The organism is Moorella thermoacetica (assembly GCF_001267405.1).
In the GTDB taxonomy this organism is placed as follows: Bacteria; Bacillota; DSM-521; order Neomoorellales; family Neomoorellaceae; genus Neomoorella; species Neomoorella thermoacetica.
Map to the genome: position 1 here is coordinate 2415216 of NZ_CP012369.1, position 13606 is coordinate 2428821.

At 58.9% G+C, this 13606-nt stretch carries 15 protein-coding genes; all 15 read right to left on the reverse strand.

The window, feature by feature from the left end:
- Nucleotides 1–5: 5 nt before the first annotated feature.
- Complete coding sequence (gene prmC, locus MOTHE_RS11920; protein ID WP_011393873.1) at nt 6–857, reverse strand: peptide chain release factor N(5)-glutamine methyltransferase; 852 nt, start codon at nt 855–857, stop codon at nt 6–8.
- Nucleotide 858: 1 nt separating this feature from the next.
- The gene (prfA, locus tag MOTHE_RS11925; protein WP_011393874.1) at nt 859–1929 is read right to left on the reverse strand and encodes a peptide chain release factor 1; all 1071 of its coding nucleotides are present in this window, start codon (nt 1927–1929) and stop codon (nt 859–861) included.
- 123 nt (nt 1930–2052) lie between these two features.
- Nucleotides 2053–3009, reverse strand: coding sequence for a DUF1385 domain-containing protein (locus tag MOTHE_RS11930; RefSeq protein WP_011393875.1), 957 nt, complete (start codon nt 3007–3009; stop codon nt 2053–2055).
- A complete protein-coding gene (rpmE, locus tag MOTHE_RS11935) occupies nt 2999–3199 on the reverse strand; it encodes a 50S ribosomal protein L31 (RefSeq protein ID WP_011393876.1) in 201 nt (66 codons plus the stop codon). The genes MOTHE_RS11930 and rpmE overlap by 11 nt, the downstream gene beginning before the upstream one ends.
- A 74-nt stretch (nt 3200–3273) precedes the next feature.
- Nucleotides 3274–3735, reverse strand: a complete 462-nt coding sequence (locus MOTHE_RS11940) for a DUF2889 domain-containing protein (RefSeq protein WP_053095166.1) — start codon at nt 3733–3735, stop codon at nt 3274–3276.
- Between the two features lie 196 nt (nt 3736–3931).
- Nucleotides 3932–4825, reverse strand: coding sequence for a peptidoglycan DD-metalloendopeptidase family protein (locus tag MOTHE_RS11945; protein ID WP_011393878.1), 894 nt, complete (start codon nt 4823–4825; stop codon nt 3932–3934).
- 172 nt (nt 4826–4997) lie between these two features.
- Nucleotides 4998–6287, reverse strand: coding sequence for a transcription termination factor Rho (rho, locus tag MOTHE_RS11950; RefSeq protein ID WP_011393879.1), 1290 nt, complete (start codon nt 6285–6287; stop codon nt 4998–5000).
- 46 nt (nt 6288–6333) lie between these two features.
- Nucleotides 6334–6981 carry a fructose-6-phosphate aldolase gene (fsa, locus tag MOTHE_RS11955; RefSeq protein WP_011393880.1) on the reverse strand — a complete coding sequence of 216 codons (648 nt, stop codon included), beginning with the start codon at nt 6979–6981 and terminating at the stop codon, nt 6334–6336.
- 148 nt (nt 6982–7129) lie between these two features.
- Nucleotides 7130–7282: a DUF1540 domain-containing protein gene (locus tag MOTHE_RS13025; protein ID WP_071542374.1), complete on the reverse strand. Its 153-nt coding sequence runs from the start codon at nt 7280–7282 to the stop codon at nt 7130–7132.
- Nucleotides 7283–7347: 65 nt separating this feature from the next.
- Nucleotides 7348–8208 (reverse strand): class II fructose-1,6-bisphosphate aldolase, encoded by an 861-nt coding sequence (locus tag MOTHE_RS11960; protein ID WP_011393881.1) that lies wholly within the window; start codon nt 8206–8208, stop codon nt 7348–7350.
- 45 nt (nt 8209–8253) lie between these two features.
- The gene (locus tag MOTHE_RS11965; RefSeq protein WP_011393882.1) at nt 8254–8928 is read right to left on the reverse strand and encodes a hypothetical protein; all 675 of its coding nucleotides are present in this window, start codon (nt 8926–8928) and stop codon (nt 8254–8256) included.
- Between the two features lie 117 nt (nt 8929–9045).
- Nucleotides 9046–9420, reverse strand: coding sequence for a response regulator (locus MOTHE_RS11970; protein ID WP_011393883.1), 375 nt, complete (start codon nt 9418–9420; stop codon nt 9046–9048).
- Between the two features lie 148 nt (nt 9421–9568).
- Nucleotides 9569–10798, reverse strand: a complete 1230-nt coding sequence (alr, locus tag MOTHE_RS11975; protein WP_011393884.1) for an alanine racemase — start codon at nt 10796–10798, stop codon at nt 9569–9571.
- A gap of 48 nt (nt 10799–10846) precedes the next feature.
- Nucleotides 10847–11938 carry a lipid II:glycine glycyltransferase FemX gene (locus tag MOTHE_RS11980; RefSeq protein WP_011393885.1) on the reverse strand — a complete coding sequence of 364 codons (1092 nt, stop codon included), beginning with the start codon at nt 11936–11938 and terminating at the stop codon, nt 10847–10849.
- Entirely contained in the window at nt 11938–13551 is a 1614-nt protein-coding gene (gene pyrG, locus MOTHE_RS11985) for a CTP synthase (protein ID WP_011393886.1), read from the reverse strand. Before pyrG ends, MOTHE_RS11980 begins: the two co-directional genes overlap by 1 nt.
- Nucleotides 13552–13606: the final 55 nt, after the last annotated feature.

A 13606-nucleotide genomic window follows, 5' to 3' on the forward strand; every position in this document is an offset into this window, starting at 1 on the left:
TGACTTTATTCTTCCCGGCGATAAGCCAGGAAACAACGATCGCGGCCGGCATAATCTGGTAAAACCTGTTCGTTGCGATAGGCTCCCACGGCCCGGGCCAGGTCCTTTACGGCCTGTCCCTGGTCGGAGCCGATTTCCAGGGCCAGGAGACCGCCGGGCCGCAAAAGTCCTGCCGCCCCCGGCAGGAGGAACCGGTAGGCATCCAGGCCGTCGGGCCCGCCGTCCAGGGCCAGGCGCGGTTCAGAGCGGACATCCGCGGGCAGCCCTGGCAGGGCGGCAGTGGGTATGTAGGGGGGGTTGGCCACAAGGGCGTCGAGCTTTAAACCCCGCAGGGGCGCCAAAAAATCACCCTGGAGAAGGGTTACCCTGGCCGCCAGCCCCAGTTTCCTGGCGTTTTCCTGGGCCACCGTCAGGGCCGCCGGGCTGATGTCCGTGGCGTAAACCCGGGCCCGGGGCAGGTAATGGGCCAGGCTCAGGGCAATGGCCCCGCTGCCCGTACCGCAGTCGGCGATGGTATAGCTCTCGCAGGGGTCCAGACGCTCAAGGACAGCCTCCACCACCACTTCGGTATCCTGGCGGGGGATTAAAACCGCCGGAGTGACTTTAAAGTCCAGGGACATAAATTCCTGGTGTCCGGTGAGGTACTGGAGGGGGTAACCGGCTGCCCGGCGGTCAATTGCCTGCCAGAACCGTCCTGCGGCTGCCGGTGCCAGTTCCTCCTCCAGGCGGGCCAGGAGGCGGGGCCGGGTTAAACTACAGGCCCACCCGAGAAGGACTTCCGCCTCCAGCCGCGGGCGTTCAACCCCCCCGGCCGCCAGGCGCCGGACGGCCTCCCCCAGGGCTTGCCGCAGGGTCATCTCAGGCCTCCATGTTTTTCAGGCGTTCTGCCTGGTCGGTGGTGACCAGGGCGTCGATAATCTCGTCCAGTTCTCCTGCCAGGACCTGGTCCAGGTGGTGGAGGGTCAGGCCGATACGGTGGTCCGTCACCCGGTTCTGGGGGAAGTTATAGGTGCGTATCCGCTCGCTGCGGTCGCCGCTGCCTACCTGGGAGCGCCGCTCTTCAGCCAGCTCCCCTTCCCGCTCAGCCCGGGCCATATCCAGGAGCCGGGCGCGCAACACCCTCATGGCCTTTTCTTTATTCTTTAACTGAGACTTCTCGTCCTGGCAGGAGACCACCAGGCCCGTCGGCAGGTGGGTAATGCGGACGGCGGAGTAGGTGGTGTTGACCGACTGGCCGCCGGGACCGCTGGAACAGAAGATGTCCACCCGCAGGTCTTCGGGCTTGATCTCCACGTCTACCTCTTCCGCCTCGGGCAACACGGCCACGGTAGCCGTTGACGTGTGAATGCGCCCGCCGGATTCCGTGGTCGGGATGCGCTGCACCCGGTGTACCCCGCTCTCAAACTTCAGGCGGCTGTAAACCCCCTGCCCCTCGACCTGGAAGATGATCTCCTTGAAACCGCCCAGTTCGGTGGGGTGGGAGCTGATAATCTCCGTCCGCCAGCGTTTCTTTTCGGCATAGCGCTGGTACATGCGGAAGAGATCGCCGGCAAAGAGGGCCGCCTCTTCGCCCCCGGCACCGGCGCGGATCTCCATGATGATGTCCTTTTCATCATTGGGGTCTTTGGGCAGGAGGAGGATCTTCAACTCCTGTTCCAGGCGTTCCTGCTCCCCGGTCAGGCGTTCAATCTCGGCCTTGAGGAGTTCCTGGAATTCCCGGTCTTTTTCTTCCTCCAGCATGGCTTTATCTTCTGCCAGCTCATTGCTGACCTGGCGGTACCGGCGGAAGGTGGTGACTATATCTTCCAGGGCTGCGTGGGCCCGGGCGTGTTTCTGTAATTGCTCGGGGTCGGCTATTACTTCCGGGTCACCCATCAGCCGGCCCAGTTCTTCGTATCTGGCTTCGATCTGTTCCAGTTTTTCCAGCATCGGACATCACCTCGATTCTAATGCGAAAAAAGTTGCCTGCCACATGATAACTTCCGGCACTGCCGGTGAATTTGCCCCTGAGCCCCTCAGGAGTTACGCTCCGGACACTGCTCAGATAGTTACTCAGCGGCTCCCAGTATCCCCGGCCCCGGGGTCATTTTTTTCGCCGTCGTCCCGGGCGGCGGCCAGGGCGGCCAGGGCTACCTCCAGCATACCGTCGTCGGGCTCCCTGGTGGTTAACTTCTGTAACCACAGGCCCGGGGCCGCAATAACCCGCACCCAGAAGACATCCAGATGGCGGCCGGTAAACTTGAGGAGTTCATAGGCCAGGCCGGCCACCACCGGCAAGAGCACCAGCCTGGAGGCCAGCCGCCAGGCGACACCGCCCCTGCCCACCAGGGAAAAGAAAACGATGGTCAAAACCAGAACCAGTAACAGGAAGCTGGTACCGCAGCGGGGGTGCAAGGTCGGGTAAGGGCGTACTGTTTCTACCCGCAACTCTTCCCCCGCTTCCAGAGCGTTAATAACTTTGTGTTCGGCCCCGTGATACTGGAAAACCCGCTGGATATCCTTTACCCGGCCGATGGCAGCGACGTAGCCTAAAAAAAGGAGCATCCGCAAAAACCCCTCGACCACGTTCTGCCAGAAGATGGATAAATGATTGCGAAGTACCAGGGCTGCCCCCGCCGGGAGGAGAACAAAGAAACCGACAGCCACCGCCAGGGCGAAGGCTACGGTCAGGACCAGGTCCCTGGTGCTCAACTCCTCCTCTTCTTCCTCCATGGCCTGGTTGGCCGAAAAGGTCAGGTAACGGATACCGAGGATTAAGGATTCAAATAAGGCCACTACCCCCCTTAGGAGGGGGAGTTTCAAAAAGGGATAACGGGCGGTAACGGAAGCGTTGGGTTCGGATTCTACCAGGACTTCGCCGCTGGGCCGACGGATGGCCACGGCAGTTTTCCGTGGTCCCCGCATCATGACGCCCTCTATAACCGCCTGGCCGCCGTACTGGGCTTCCCGTCCCCCGCCCCATAGGAAAAAGCAGAGCCCGCGGCTCCGCTTTTTTGCCCTAGCGTCCATACTTTTGCCGGAATCGCTCAATGCGACCGCCACGCTCGACTACCCTCTGCCGGCTGCCGGTGTAAAAGGGGTGGCACTGGGAACATATCTCCACCCGGATATCCTTTTTAGTCGAACGGGTTTCAATTACGTTGCCACAGGCGCAAATAATCCTGGCCGGGCCATAATCAGGATGGATATTGGGTTTCACGGCCCTTCACCTCCGCGAGAAAATCAAACTCATAATAGTATAACATGAAAGCAAGGACGGTGCAAAGAAAAACATTACTCCTCCAGCAAGAATCTGGCTTTGACTTCGGGATGGCTGTAGATATAGCACTCGCCCGCCAGGGCCCGGCGCAAGAAGGGGAGCCGTTCCTCCTGCGGCAATCTCTCCCATTCGTACCGGTAAAAGCCCTGCATGGCAACTCGCAGGGCTTCCATGGTCAATTCATAGAGATGGGTACAACCATCTTTTCCCCCTACTTCCCTGGCTACAGTCCGCCATACCCCGGGGGCGATGGTCACCCCTACCAGGTTATCCAGGCGGGCCATTGTGTCGCGACAGCGGTCATAGGGGAAACAGATAAACTCCGCCCTGGCTCCAGTGATGGTGCGGTCGCTGGGCCGTACCTCCAGGGTCAGGGCGATTTCGTGAAAGGAGTCGTTGAGTTTTACTGCTACCCGGATGGCATCCGGTCCCGCCTCGACAACGCGGGCCCGGATTTCCCGTTGAAACAGGTCCATAGAGCCTTCTCCGTCCTTCTCCGAAAATAACCTCCACCGGCTGTCTTTGTTTTCACCTCCTGCCGGCAGAGGCCAGCCCGGTTAATTTCATATGCTCGCCGGTAACGGCCAGTCGCCATGAGCGCCTTCTTTTTATTCTTGATTACGGGGGCCGGTTCCTCCCGGTCATCAAAAAAAGGCCGGGGGGCCGGCCTTTTTACCTGGCTAAGAAACGTTCGGGGTTTACGGCTTTACCCTTTTCCCGGACTTCAAAGTGGACGTGGGGGCCGCTGGCATTGCCTGTAGCTCCTACTTCGGCGATGGCTTCGCCGGCCTGGACATACTCGCCTTCCTTCACCAGGTTGCGGGAGGTATGGGCATAAACTGTCTCCAGGCCGTTACCGTGGTCGATCTTCACCATGCGGCCATAGACACTGTTGCCCCATCCGGATAAGACTACCGTACCCGCCAGGGCCGCCCGGATTTTATCGCCCATATTCCCGGCGATATCCAGTCCGTGGTGAAACTCCCCGCCGCGCCAGCCAAAACCGGAGGTAAGGGCTCCAATGAGGGGCCATATCATGGAGACTGGTTTCAGACTCCGGGAAGCCAGGCCCGTAACCGGCCTGGCGGCCTTCGGGGCAGGCGAACCGGGTACAGTCAGGACGGTACCTACGCGAAGGTTGTGGGTATCAACTATGCCGTTAGCGGCTGCCAATTGATCGAAGTCTACGCCAAAACGCCGGGCGATACTCCAGAGGGTATCGCCGCTGGCTACAGTATAGGTCTGAGCCTCCTCATGGGGCAGGACCAGGAACTGCCCCGGCGTCAAGGTGGCACCGGAGTCAAGGTAATTCATGACCGCTATGAGCTCCGGGTCGGCCTGAAAACGCCGGCCCAGGCTGGCCAGGGTATCGCCTTCTTCCACCCGGTAAATACGGGTATAACTATTGACCCGGCTCGCCAGTTCCTGGTATTCCGCCGGAGCTATGACAGCTGCTACCTGCTGTAAGTCATCGATGACGGCCGCCCGGGCCGGCAGGATGCCCGGACCGGTAATGAGCACGGTTAACCCCAGGGCCAGGGTTACCGCCATCTTTTGTGGCAGCATGGGTTTCACTCCTGTCTGTTGACTTTTTTGTTAAATAATGGCCCGACTGCCATTTAGCCATTATTTTATCCATACCTTAGCAAAAATATACCCGCCCACTGCCGGGGCTGCACAACAGGGGCAGCCCGGAGTGGCCGGGATTTCTTGCAGAGTTGCTTCCAGGAGGTCTTTATTAATGTTCCCGGGGGAAAAGGGCGGGGAGGGCGCGCAGGAGGTCCTGGTTACTCTTGGTTTTCTTCATGGCGTCGATGAGGGTCTCGGTGACCTCTACCGGGCCCATTCCGCTGCTCACCCGCCGGAAGTTCCAGACCAGTTCCAGCTCCTCCCGGCTGAGGAGCAATTCCTCCCGCCGCGTGCCGGAACGTTTAACATCGATGGCCGGGAAAATCCGCCGCTCGGCCAACCTCCGGTCCAGGATGAGTTCCATATTACCGGTGCCTTTAAATTCTTCGAAAATAACCTCGTCCATGCGGCTGCCGGTCTCAATCAGGGCGGTGGCCACAATGGTCAGGCTGCCACCCTCTTCGATGTTCCGGGCGGCACCGAAGAAGCGCTTGGGTTTATAAAGAGCCGTGGGATCGACGCCACCGGAGAGGGTGCGGCCGCTGGGGGGAACAACCAGGTTGTGGGCCCGGGCCAGGCGAGTGATGCTGTCCAGGAGAACTACGACATCCTTTTTATGCTCCACCAAGCGTTTAGCCCGTTCCAGGACCATGTCAGCTACTTTGACGTGGTTTTCAGGGAATTCGTCAAAGGTGGAACTGATGACCTCGCCCCGGACCGAACGCTCGATGTCGGTGACCTCTTCCGGGCGTTCGTCGATTAGCAGGATCATCAATTCGACTTCAGGGTAGTTGGTCTTGATGGCGTTGGCTATTTTCTTGAGCAGAACCGTCTTGCCGGCTTTGGGCGGGGAGACAATGAGGGCCCGCTGGCCTTTGCCTATAGGGGCTATCAGGTCGATAATCCGGGCCGATGGGTCGCCGTTGGCCGTCTCCAGGGTATAGCGCTCTGAGGGATAGATGGGGGTCAGGGCATCAAAGTGAAGGCGTTCTGCTGCTGTTTCCGGGTTTTCCCCGTTGACCTTCTCCACCCGCAGGAGGGCAAAAAAGCGTTCATTGTCCTTGGGTGGCCGGACCAGGCCGGCCACCTTATCCCCGGTCCGCAGGTCGAAGCGACGGATTTGAGAGGCGGAGATGTAGATATCGTCGCCGCTGGCCAGGTAGCCGAAGGGCCGTAAAAATCCGTAACCATCCGGGAGTATCTCCAGGATGCCCTGGGCCTGGAGTTGTTCTTCCCTGGCCTCCTCCTGGTGTTCTTGCTGCTCTTTCTGGGCCAGGGCCTTGGCAATCTCAAATACCAGCTCTTTTTTCCGCATCCGGGAATAGCCGCTCAAGTTTAACTCGCGGGCTATCCGGTAGAGCTCTACCATGGTCTTGCTTTCTAGTTCGGCCGTATTCAAATAGCTTAAACCTCCGTAATCGCGGCCGGCGGCAGGGGAGAAGGGGTTACTTATTCTTTACCTTTTCCCAGTCTGCCAGGAAGCGTGCCAGGCCGGTGTCTGTCAGGGGATGTTTGAGCATCTGCATGAGGACCTTAAAGGGGACGGTGGCGATATCGGCGCCCAGGCGGGCTGCCTCCAGGACGTGGAGGGGATGGCGGATGCTGGCGGCGATTATCTGGGTTTTAAAGCCGTACTGGGCAAAGATGGGAACAATGTCGGCAATAACCTGCAGGCCGTCATGGCTGATGTCATCCAGGCGCCCGACAAAGGGACTGACGTAGGTCGCTCCTGCCAGGGCCGCCAGCAGGGCCTGGTTGGCGGAAAACACCAGGGTCACATTGGTTTTAATGCCACGGGCGGACAACTCCTTGACCGCTTTTAGCCCCTCGGCGATCATGGGGATCTTGATGACAATATTGGGATGGATGGCCGCCAGTTCGACCCCTTCGGCCACCATCTCCGGGGCTGTGGTGCTCACTACTTCGGCGCTGATTGGTCCATCCACAATAGCTGCGATTTCTTCCACTATTTCGCGGAAATTGCGTCCTTCCCGGGCGATAAGGGAAGGATTAGTGGTTACACCTGCAATTATACCCAGATCATTGGCTGCTTTAATCTCTTCGACGTTGGCCGTATCAATAAAAATCCGCACAACAGGGCACCTCCAGAAACAGGTTATTAAAACATTCACCACGGGCGGGGCAAAATCCTGCTCATAGTGGAAAAAGTATCCGGGCTATATTGCAAGAAGAGAGCCCGACGGCGGATGGGCCGCAGGGCTCTCTTATAATCCGTGAGGGTTACTTCATTTTCGGACGGAAGGTATGGCATGCTGTACCGTCAGAGGTAGTCACCTTGCGGTCCCCGCTGGACCTGACCTCGATGGAGTCGGCGGTGCAGGCCATGTTGTCCCAGTAGTGGCATTCCTCCACGCCGCATTTGATTCCTGCCATATTCCCCCACCTCCTTTTGGCGTTCACCATTAGGTTTTCACGCCGGTGAAGAAATATGCAACTGCCTATTTTTTTACCCTGCCGGCGCAGCCGAAGACCTGCATCTTATGGCTGATGACCTTGCTGGCGGCATCCCTCGCCGGTCCCAGGACCTTCCGCGGGTCGATCTCGTCGGGATTGGCGTCCAGGGCGGTGCGGGTGGCCTCGATAAAGGCGATGCGGATATCGGTGTCGATGTTGATTTTACGGACGCCCAGTTCGACGGCGCGGCGGATATCGTCATCAGGCACCCCGGAAGAACCGTGGAGGACTATAGGCGTCGGTACCAGGCGGTCGATGGTCGCCAGGCGCTCAAAATCCAGTCTGGGAGTGCCGTGGTAGCGGCCGTGGGCCGTGCCGATGGCAACAGCCAGGGCATCAACCCCGGTCTCCCGAGCGAACCGCTGGGCCTCCTCCGGGTCGGTCATGGTGGCTTCCCTCTCCGAGACCTTGATTTGTTCCTCGGTACCGCCGATGCGTCCCAGCTCCCCCTCCACCGAGGCACCCATGGCGTGGGCAATCTCTACTACCTTCCTGGTGAGGGCGATGTTTTCTTCCAGGGGGTATTTGGAGCCGTCGATCATCACCGAGGTAAAGCCGGCCCGCAGACAACGCAAGACCTGCTCAAAGTCCGTGCCGTGGTCCAGGTGGAGGACCACCGGTACTGGCGCTTGACTGGCCGCCGTCCGTACCAGGGAGGTTATGTACTCCAGCCCCGCGTACTTGATGGCCCCCTGGCTGGCCTGGATGATGACCGGGGCTTGCGCGGTAACAGCAGCGTTGATAATGGCCTGGACGATTTCCATGTTGTTGCAGTTGAAGGCACCTACGGCGTAGCCGCCGGTATCGGCTTCCCGCAGAACTTCGGCCAAGGTAACTAACGGCATGGCTTCATCTCCTTTATCCTGTATTTTCCCTGGGTTTATGATGAATCATACCGGGGATTTCTGGCGGCGGCGCCGGCCCTTGCCGGGACCTGCCTCGTCGCTGCCGGCCAGATGCCCGGGCAGGATTATTTCCTCCAGGTCCTCCGGCTTTTCCAGGTTGGTTATGGTACTTGCCGGCAGGATCTTCTCAGCCCCGCAGGCATCGCAACGCAGCTGCAGGTGGCCGGGGAAAATCTCGACTTCTATATTATCATTGCCACAACAGCAACGTACGTGCCCGCCCTCGGCGAGCTGAAAAACGAGGGCCAGGAGCTGGTACATGGCATCGGGTTCCTCGAAATAACCGCCGAAGCCAAGGTCCTCGGCCATTTCCGCCAGGGAACGGTCATGATGCTGGACCGCCTGTTGTACCTTGTCCCGGGGCCCGATAAACCCGACCTCCAGGTCGGTTTCATTGCAGGTAAGGGTCAAAAGCTCCTGGGACCAGAGTTCCCGGCGGTGTTGATGGATGACATGGATATTATCGCACATGCCGCAGTGATACTGCAGCCAGAAGTTTCTACCTTTCCTGGTACCCATGGTCATGAGAACCATGCCGCAGCTACATTCCATCTGCCATGTGTGATCACCGGAGAAATTAAAAAGGGAGAGACCGTGGAACTCCAGCCGCCCGCAGGATGGGCAGCGCAGGGCTACAACGGTCGTGGTGGGGATAAGCATCACTTTGTCCTCCTCACCCCTCCATATTCGCCGTTATGACCCGGATTCCTGCTCCAAACCAAATTTAAAAAGGGCTGCAACTCACAGCCCTCAACAATTCTCCTCACAGCCATAACGTTACCCTACTGCCTGGTGGCTGATATATCGCGGTTGTAATGCTTGCCGGACCAGGTGGTAGAGGTCCTCAAGGTCAAAGGGTTTTTGTAAGTAATAACTGGCCCCCAGTTTGCTGGCCTGCTCCACCAGGTCCAGCTCATTATAAGCTGTAATTACAATCACAGGCAGCGCCAGAAACCGCCGCCGTAACTCCTGGAGAAACTCCACGCCATTCATACCCGGCATCTTCATGTCCAGGATGACCAGAGAGGGTTCTTCCAGGGCTATTTCCCCCAGTGCCTCCTGGCCATCGGTTGCTACCGTAACATTAAAACCTGCCTGTTTCAGGGCTTCGGCAATTAAACGGCGTACACCGGGCTGGTCGTCGATTACCATTACCTTTTTATCCGTCAGACCAGCTCACCTCCGGTTTCTGTGGCCTGAATACCCCCTTTACCCGCTCCGCTTTTTCGCTACCACTTCGCTAATAAAAGTATTCGGTGATTGTTGCCAGATTCCTGCTTAATCAATTAAATTTTTGTATTTAACTATTAACTCCCGGGGAAAGGTGCGGTGCGTCCACCGGCAGGAGTTCTCCGGTGGTAGTCCGCACCAGGTAGGGGTGTCCCTCCCGGCAGTAGACCCGGGGTAGACGGCTGCTGGCTGTCGGGCGGCGTATATCCAGAGTTACTATTTGGCCCACCTCTACCTCAGGCAGGTGGCCGACATCGACCATGGAGAGTTGCATCCCCACCCGGCCTACCACAGGTGCCGTCCGGCCGCCTATGATCACGGTGGTCCCTTCGCCCCCGCCCCGACCCAGGTAGGCGAGGAATGTCTTGACCAGGTAGCGGGCCAGGTCGTTCAGGTTTTTCGGCCGGGCAACGGCCGTCAGGGCAAAACCGTCGGCATAACCCACCGGGATGACGGCCAGGCGGGTGGCTTTTTTCACAACGTAGTCACCGCCGTAACCCACCGGGGTACCGGCGGCTACGTCGTGAATAAAGAGGATACGGGCTTTAAACTGCCAGGGGTCTTTTAATGCCAGTCCCCGGCGGGGGGCCTGGTAGGGGAACTGGCCGTAGAGGAGGGTGCCTGTTCTGACCATGTCCAGATGCATCTCCGGGTGGGTAAGGAGACCGGTGCTGTTGCAGATATGCCTCAAGGGGATAGCTATATGCTCCTCCTCCAGTTCGGCGAGGACCTGCTGAAAACAGGCCATCTGCCGCCGGGCTGCCGCCGGCCGGGCGGCCTCGGCCAGATGGCTGTAGACGCCCTCCAGTTCTACGCCGGGCCAGGTGAGGATCTCCCGCGCCAGGGGCGCTACTGCTGCCGCTTCCAGGCCTGTCCGCTGCAACCCGGTCTCTACTTTCAGGTGTACCCGGGCCCGGTGCCCGGTCGCTGCCGCCGCGGCAGCAATCGCCTCGGCGCCGGAACGGCTGCTCACAGTTAGGGTGAGCCCGGCAGCTATGGCTGCCGGTAGCTCTTCCGGCAGGAGGGGACTCATGAGGAGAACGGGGGCTGCAATGCCGGCCCGGCGCAACTCCAGCCCCTCGGCCAGGGTGGTTACCCCCAGGTAATCCGCCCCTGCGTCCAGGAAGATGCGCGCCACCTCTACGGCGCCGGCGCCGTAGGCGTCGGCCTTGATAACGGCCAGGAGGCGGGTCGAGGGAGCGAGTAAAGCTTTAACGGCTTTGAGGTTGTGGGCCAGGGCTGTCGCTTCAATGGTGATCCAGCGGGGTCCGGCCAGTTCCGTCAGCTTTGCCAGGTCCATACTAAAAAAGATACCACCTTGCCTTGCCTGTTAAAAAAATATTCGGGATCACTCCTCTGCTGCCCTGGCTTTTTTCCTCCAGAAGAGGAGGCGACGAAAGCCATGGGAGTAGAGGGGAAAGGCTGTCTGCCAGAGCCAGTAGAATAAGGGGGAATAAACCAGATCGTACTCGCCGACAAACTCGGTAAAGACACCGTTAAAACCCTTTTTAAAGCGATAGAGGCCGTAGAGGGGGTTGTTTTCGTCCAGATCCCCGGGCACGCCCCGGAAATCGTACATGGTACAGCCCTGTTCCTTGGCCCAGCGGATCATGGTCCACTGGAGCAGGTAGTTGGGCATGACGTTACGGTGGCGGTTGCTGGAGGCACCGTAGAGATACCAGGCTTTATCCCCCATAATAAAGGCCAGGGTCCCGGCGATGGCTTCCCCCTGGTAGAGGGCCAGGAAGAGTTTGGCATAACCCCGTTCCACCATTTCCCGCCACATGGTTTCAAAATAATTATAAGAGCGAACGAGGAAGTGATCCCGGAGGGTGGTTTCCTTTAAAATTTCATAGAAAACCGGTAGGTCCTCCAGGGTGCAGTCTTCTTTAATGACTACCCCCTTCTTCTCGGCCAGGCGGATGTTGTACCTGGTCTTACTGTGCATATTGGCCAGGAGTTCTTCCAGGGGCGGGGTGATATCCAATCGGAAGACATGCCGGGGCTGGACGCCGTCAAAGCCGGTGCCTCTGGCAGCCAGGCGAAAACCCTTTTCCTGCAGTAATTCCTTAACAGCCCGGTCGCTCTCCGGGATATCGGGGTCGATCTTTAAGAGGATGGCTCCTTCCTGCCGCGCCACCCGGCTGATGGCCGCTAGGATTTCACTAAAAAGGTCCGGGTCGTGAAAGTCCACCACCGGACCCCGGGGGGCGTAAAGGATTGCTTTATTGATATAGGGTAGCCGCCGCTTCAACAGGCTGGCGGCGGCAATAATCCGCCCTTCTTCCTCCAGGACCAGGCGCAGGGGTTGCCACCCGGTAGATGCCTTGACCTCGCCCCAGCCATAGGACTGCAGGAAGTGCCCCTTGGGGTGGCCGGCTACAAAGGCATCGAAGCGCTTTTCTTCCTCGGGCCCGATAAGTCTGGCCTCCCTGGCCATCAGCCTGCACCCCCCCCGGCCCGCCGGCAGGCGGCGCCGATGAAGTCCCGGAAAAGGGGATGCGGCCGGTTAGGCCGGGATTTGAATTCCGGATGGAACTGGCAGGCCACAAACCACGGGTGATCCGCCAGCTCAATAATCTCAACCAGGCGGTCGTCCGGGGAGGTGCCGCTGATAACCATACCCCTGGCCGTCAGTTCGGCCCGGTAGTTGTTATTAAATTCATAGCGATGGCGATGGCGTTCATAGATAATTTCTTCGCCATAGGCCTGGTGGGCCCGGGTACCGGGCTGTAAGCGGCAGGGATAGAGGCCCAGGCGCATGGTACCACCCTTATCTTCAATCTCCTTTTGCTCCGGCAAAAGGTCGATGACTGGGTGGGGCGTTTCCGGGTTGAATTCCGAGCTGTTGGCCGCTTCCAGTCCGCAGACGTGACGGGCAAACTCAACCACTGCCAGCTGCATCCCCAGGCAAATACCCAGGAAGGGTATACCATGCTCCCGGGCATACCGGGCGGCTATGATCTTCCCTTCAACCCCCCGGTCGCCAAAGCCCCCGGGTACCAGGATGCCGGCCACATCCTGGAGTTGTTCAAGGCCCCCCCGCTCCAGGTCAGCCGAATAAATCCAGCGAATATCCACCTGGACGTTGTGATACATGCCGGCATGGCGCAGGGATTCTACTACGCTTAAATAGGCGTCCGGCAGGGTGACGTATTTGCCCACCAGGGCGATCTCCAGGTGCCTGGTGATATTCTTTAACTTTGCTACCATGGCCCGCCAATCGTCCATTTGAGCAGGACCGCAGTTTAACTTCAGCCGCTCGACGACGATGCTGTCCAGGCCTTCCTCTTGCATCATCAGGGGGACCTCATAGATGGAATCGGCATCCCAGGCCTGGATGACGGCATCGGGGTCAATATCGCAAAAGAGAGCTATTTTTTCTTCCATTTCCCGGGAGAAGGGACGTTCAGTCCGGCAGACGATGATATCCGGCTGGATGCCAATGCTGCGTAACTCTTTGACGCTGTGCTGGGTAGGTTTGGTTTTGGCTTCGCCGGCAGCCCGCAGGTAGGGAACCAGGGTGACATGGATATAGAGGACACGATCGCGGCCGATATCGCTCTTCATCTGGCGGATGGCTTCCAGGAAAGGCAGAGATTCGATATCCCCCACAGTACCGCCAATCTCGGTAATGACAACGTCCGGGTCGCTCTCCTCGGCCACCCGGAGGAGGCGGGCCTTGATCTCATTGGTGATGTGGGGTATGACCTGGACTGTACCGCCGAGGAAATCGCCGCGCCGTTCTTTCGTGATGACGGACCAGTATACCTTGCCGGCGGTGACGTTGCTGGCCTTGGTAAGGCTAATGTCGATAAAGCGCTCGTAATGGCCCAGGTCCAGATCAGTTTCGGCGCCGTCATCGGTGACGAAGACCTCGCCATGCTGGTACGGGCTCATGGTGCCGGGGTCGATATTGATATAGGGGTCGAACTTCTGGATGGCTACTTTGAGGCCTCGGCTTTTTAGAAGTCTACCTAAAGAAGCGGCGGTTATCCCCTTCCCCAGGGAAGAAGTGACACCGCCGGTAACAAAAATAAATTTGGCAGGCATAGTGATCCTCCGTGTTACTTTCACTGGCATCCCGGAAGGGAAGGTTCCCTCCGGG

Excerpts from the sequence above, each read along its gene's own strand:
- prmC (WP_011393873.1), bottom strand. The coding sequence starts at position 857 with ATGACCCTGCGGCAAGCCCTGGGGGAGGCCGTCCGGCGCCTGGCGGCC.
- prfA (WP_011393874.1), bottom strand. The coding sequence starts at position 1,929 with ATGCTGGAAAAACTGGAACAGATCGAAGCCAGATACGAAGAACTGGGC.
- MOTHE_RS11930 (WP_011393875.1), bottom strand. The coding sequence starts at position 3,009 with ATGGACGCTAGGGCAAAAAAGCGGAGCCGCGGGCTCTGCTTTTTCCTA.
- MOTHE_RS11940 (WP_053095166.1), bottom strand. The coding sequence starts at position 3,735 with ATGGACCTGTTTCAACGGGAAATCCGGGCCCGCGTTGTCGAGGCGGGA.
- MOTHE_RS11945 (WP_011393878.1), bottom strand. The coding sequence starts at position 4,825 with ATGCTGCCACAAAAGATGGCGGTAACCCTGGCCCTGGGGTTAACCGTG.
- MOTHE_RS13025 (WP_071542374.1), bottom strand. The coding sequence starts at position 7,282 with ATGGCAGGAATCAAATGCGGCGTGGAGGAATGCCACTACTGGGACAAC.
- MOTHE_RS11960 (WP_011393881.1), bottom strand. The coding sequence starts at position 8,208 with ATGCCGTTAGTTACCTTGGCCGAAGTTCTGCGGGAAGCCGATACCGGC.
- MOTHE_RS11965 (WP_011393882.1), bottom strand. The coding sequence starts at position 8,928 with ATGCTTATCCCCACCACGACCGTTGTAGCCCTGCGCTGCCCATCCTGC.
- MOTHE_RS11970 (WP_011393883.1), bottom strand. The coding sequence starts at position 9,420 with ATGGTAATCGACGACCAGCCCGGTGTACGCCGTTTAATTGCCGAAGCC.
- alr (WP_011393884.1), bottom strand. The coding sequence starts at position 10,798 with ATGGACCTGGCAAAGCTGACGGAACTGGCCGGACCCCGCTGGATCACC.
- MOTHE_RS11980 (WP_011393885.1), bottom strand. The coding sequence starts at position 11,938 with ATGGCCAGGGAGGCCAGACTTATCGGGCCCGAGGAAGAAAAGCGCTTC.
- pyrG (WP_011393886.1), bottom strand. The coding sequence starts at position 13,551 with ATGCCTGCCAAATTTATTTTTGTTACCGGCGGTGTCACTTCTTCCCTG.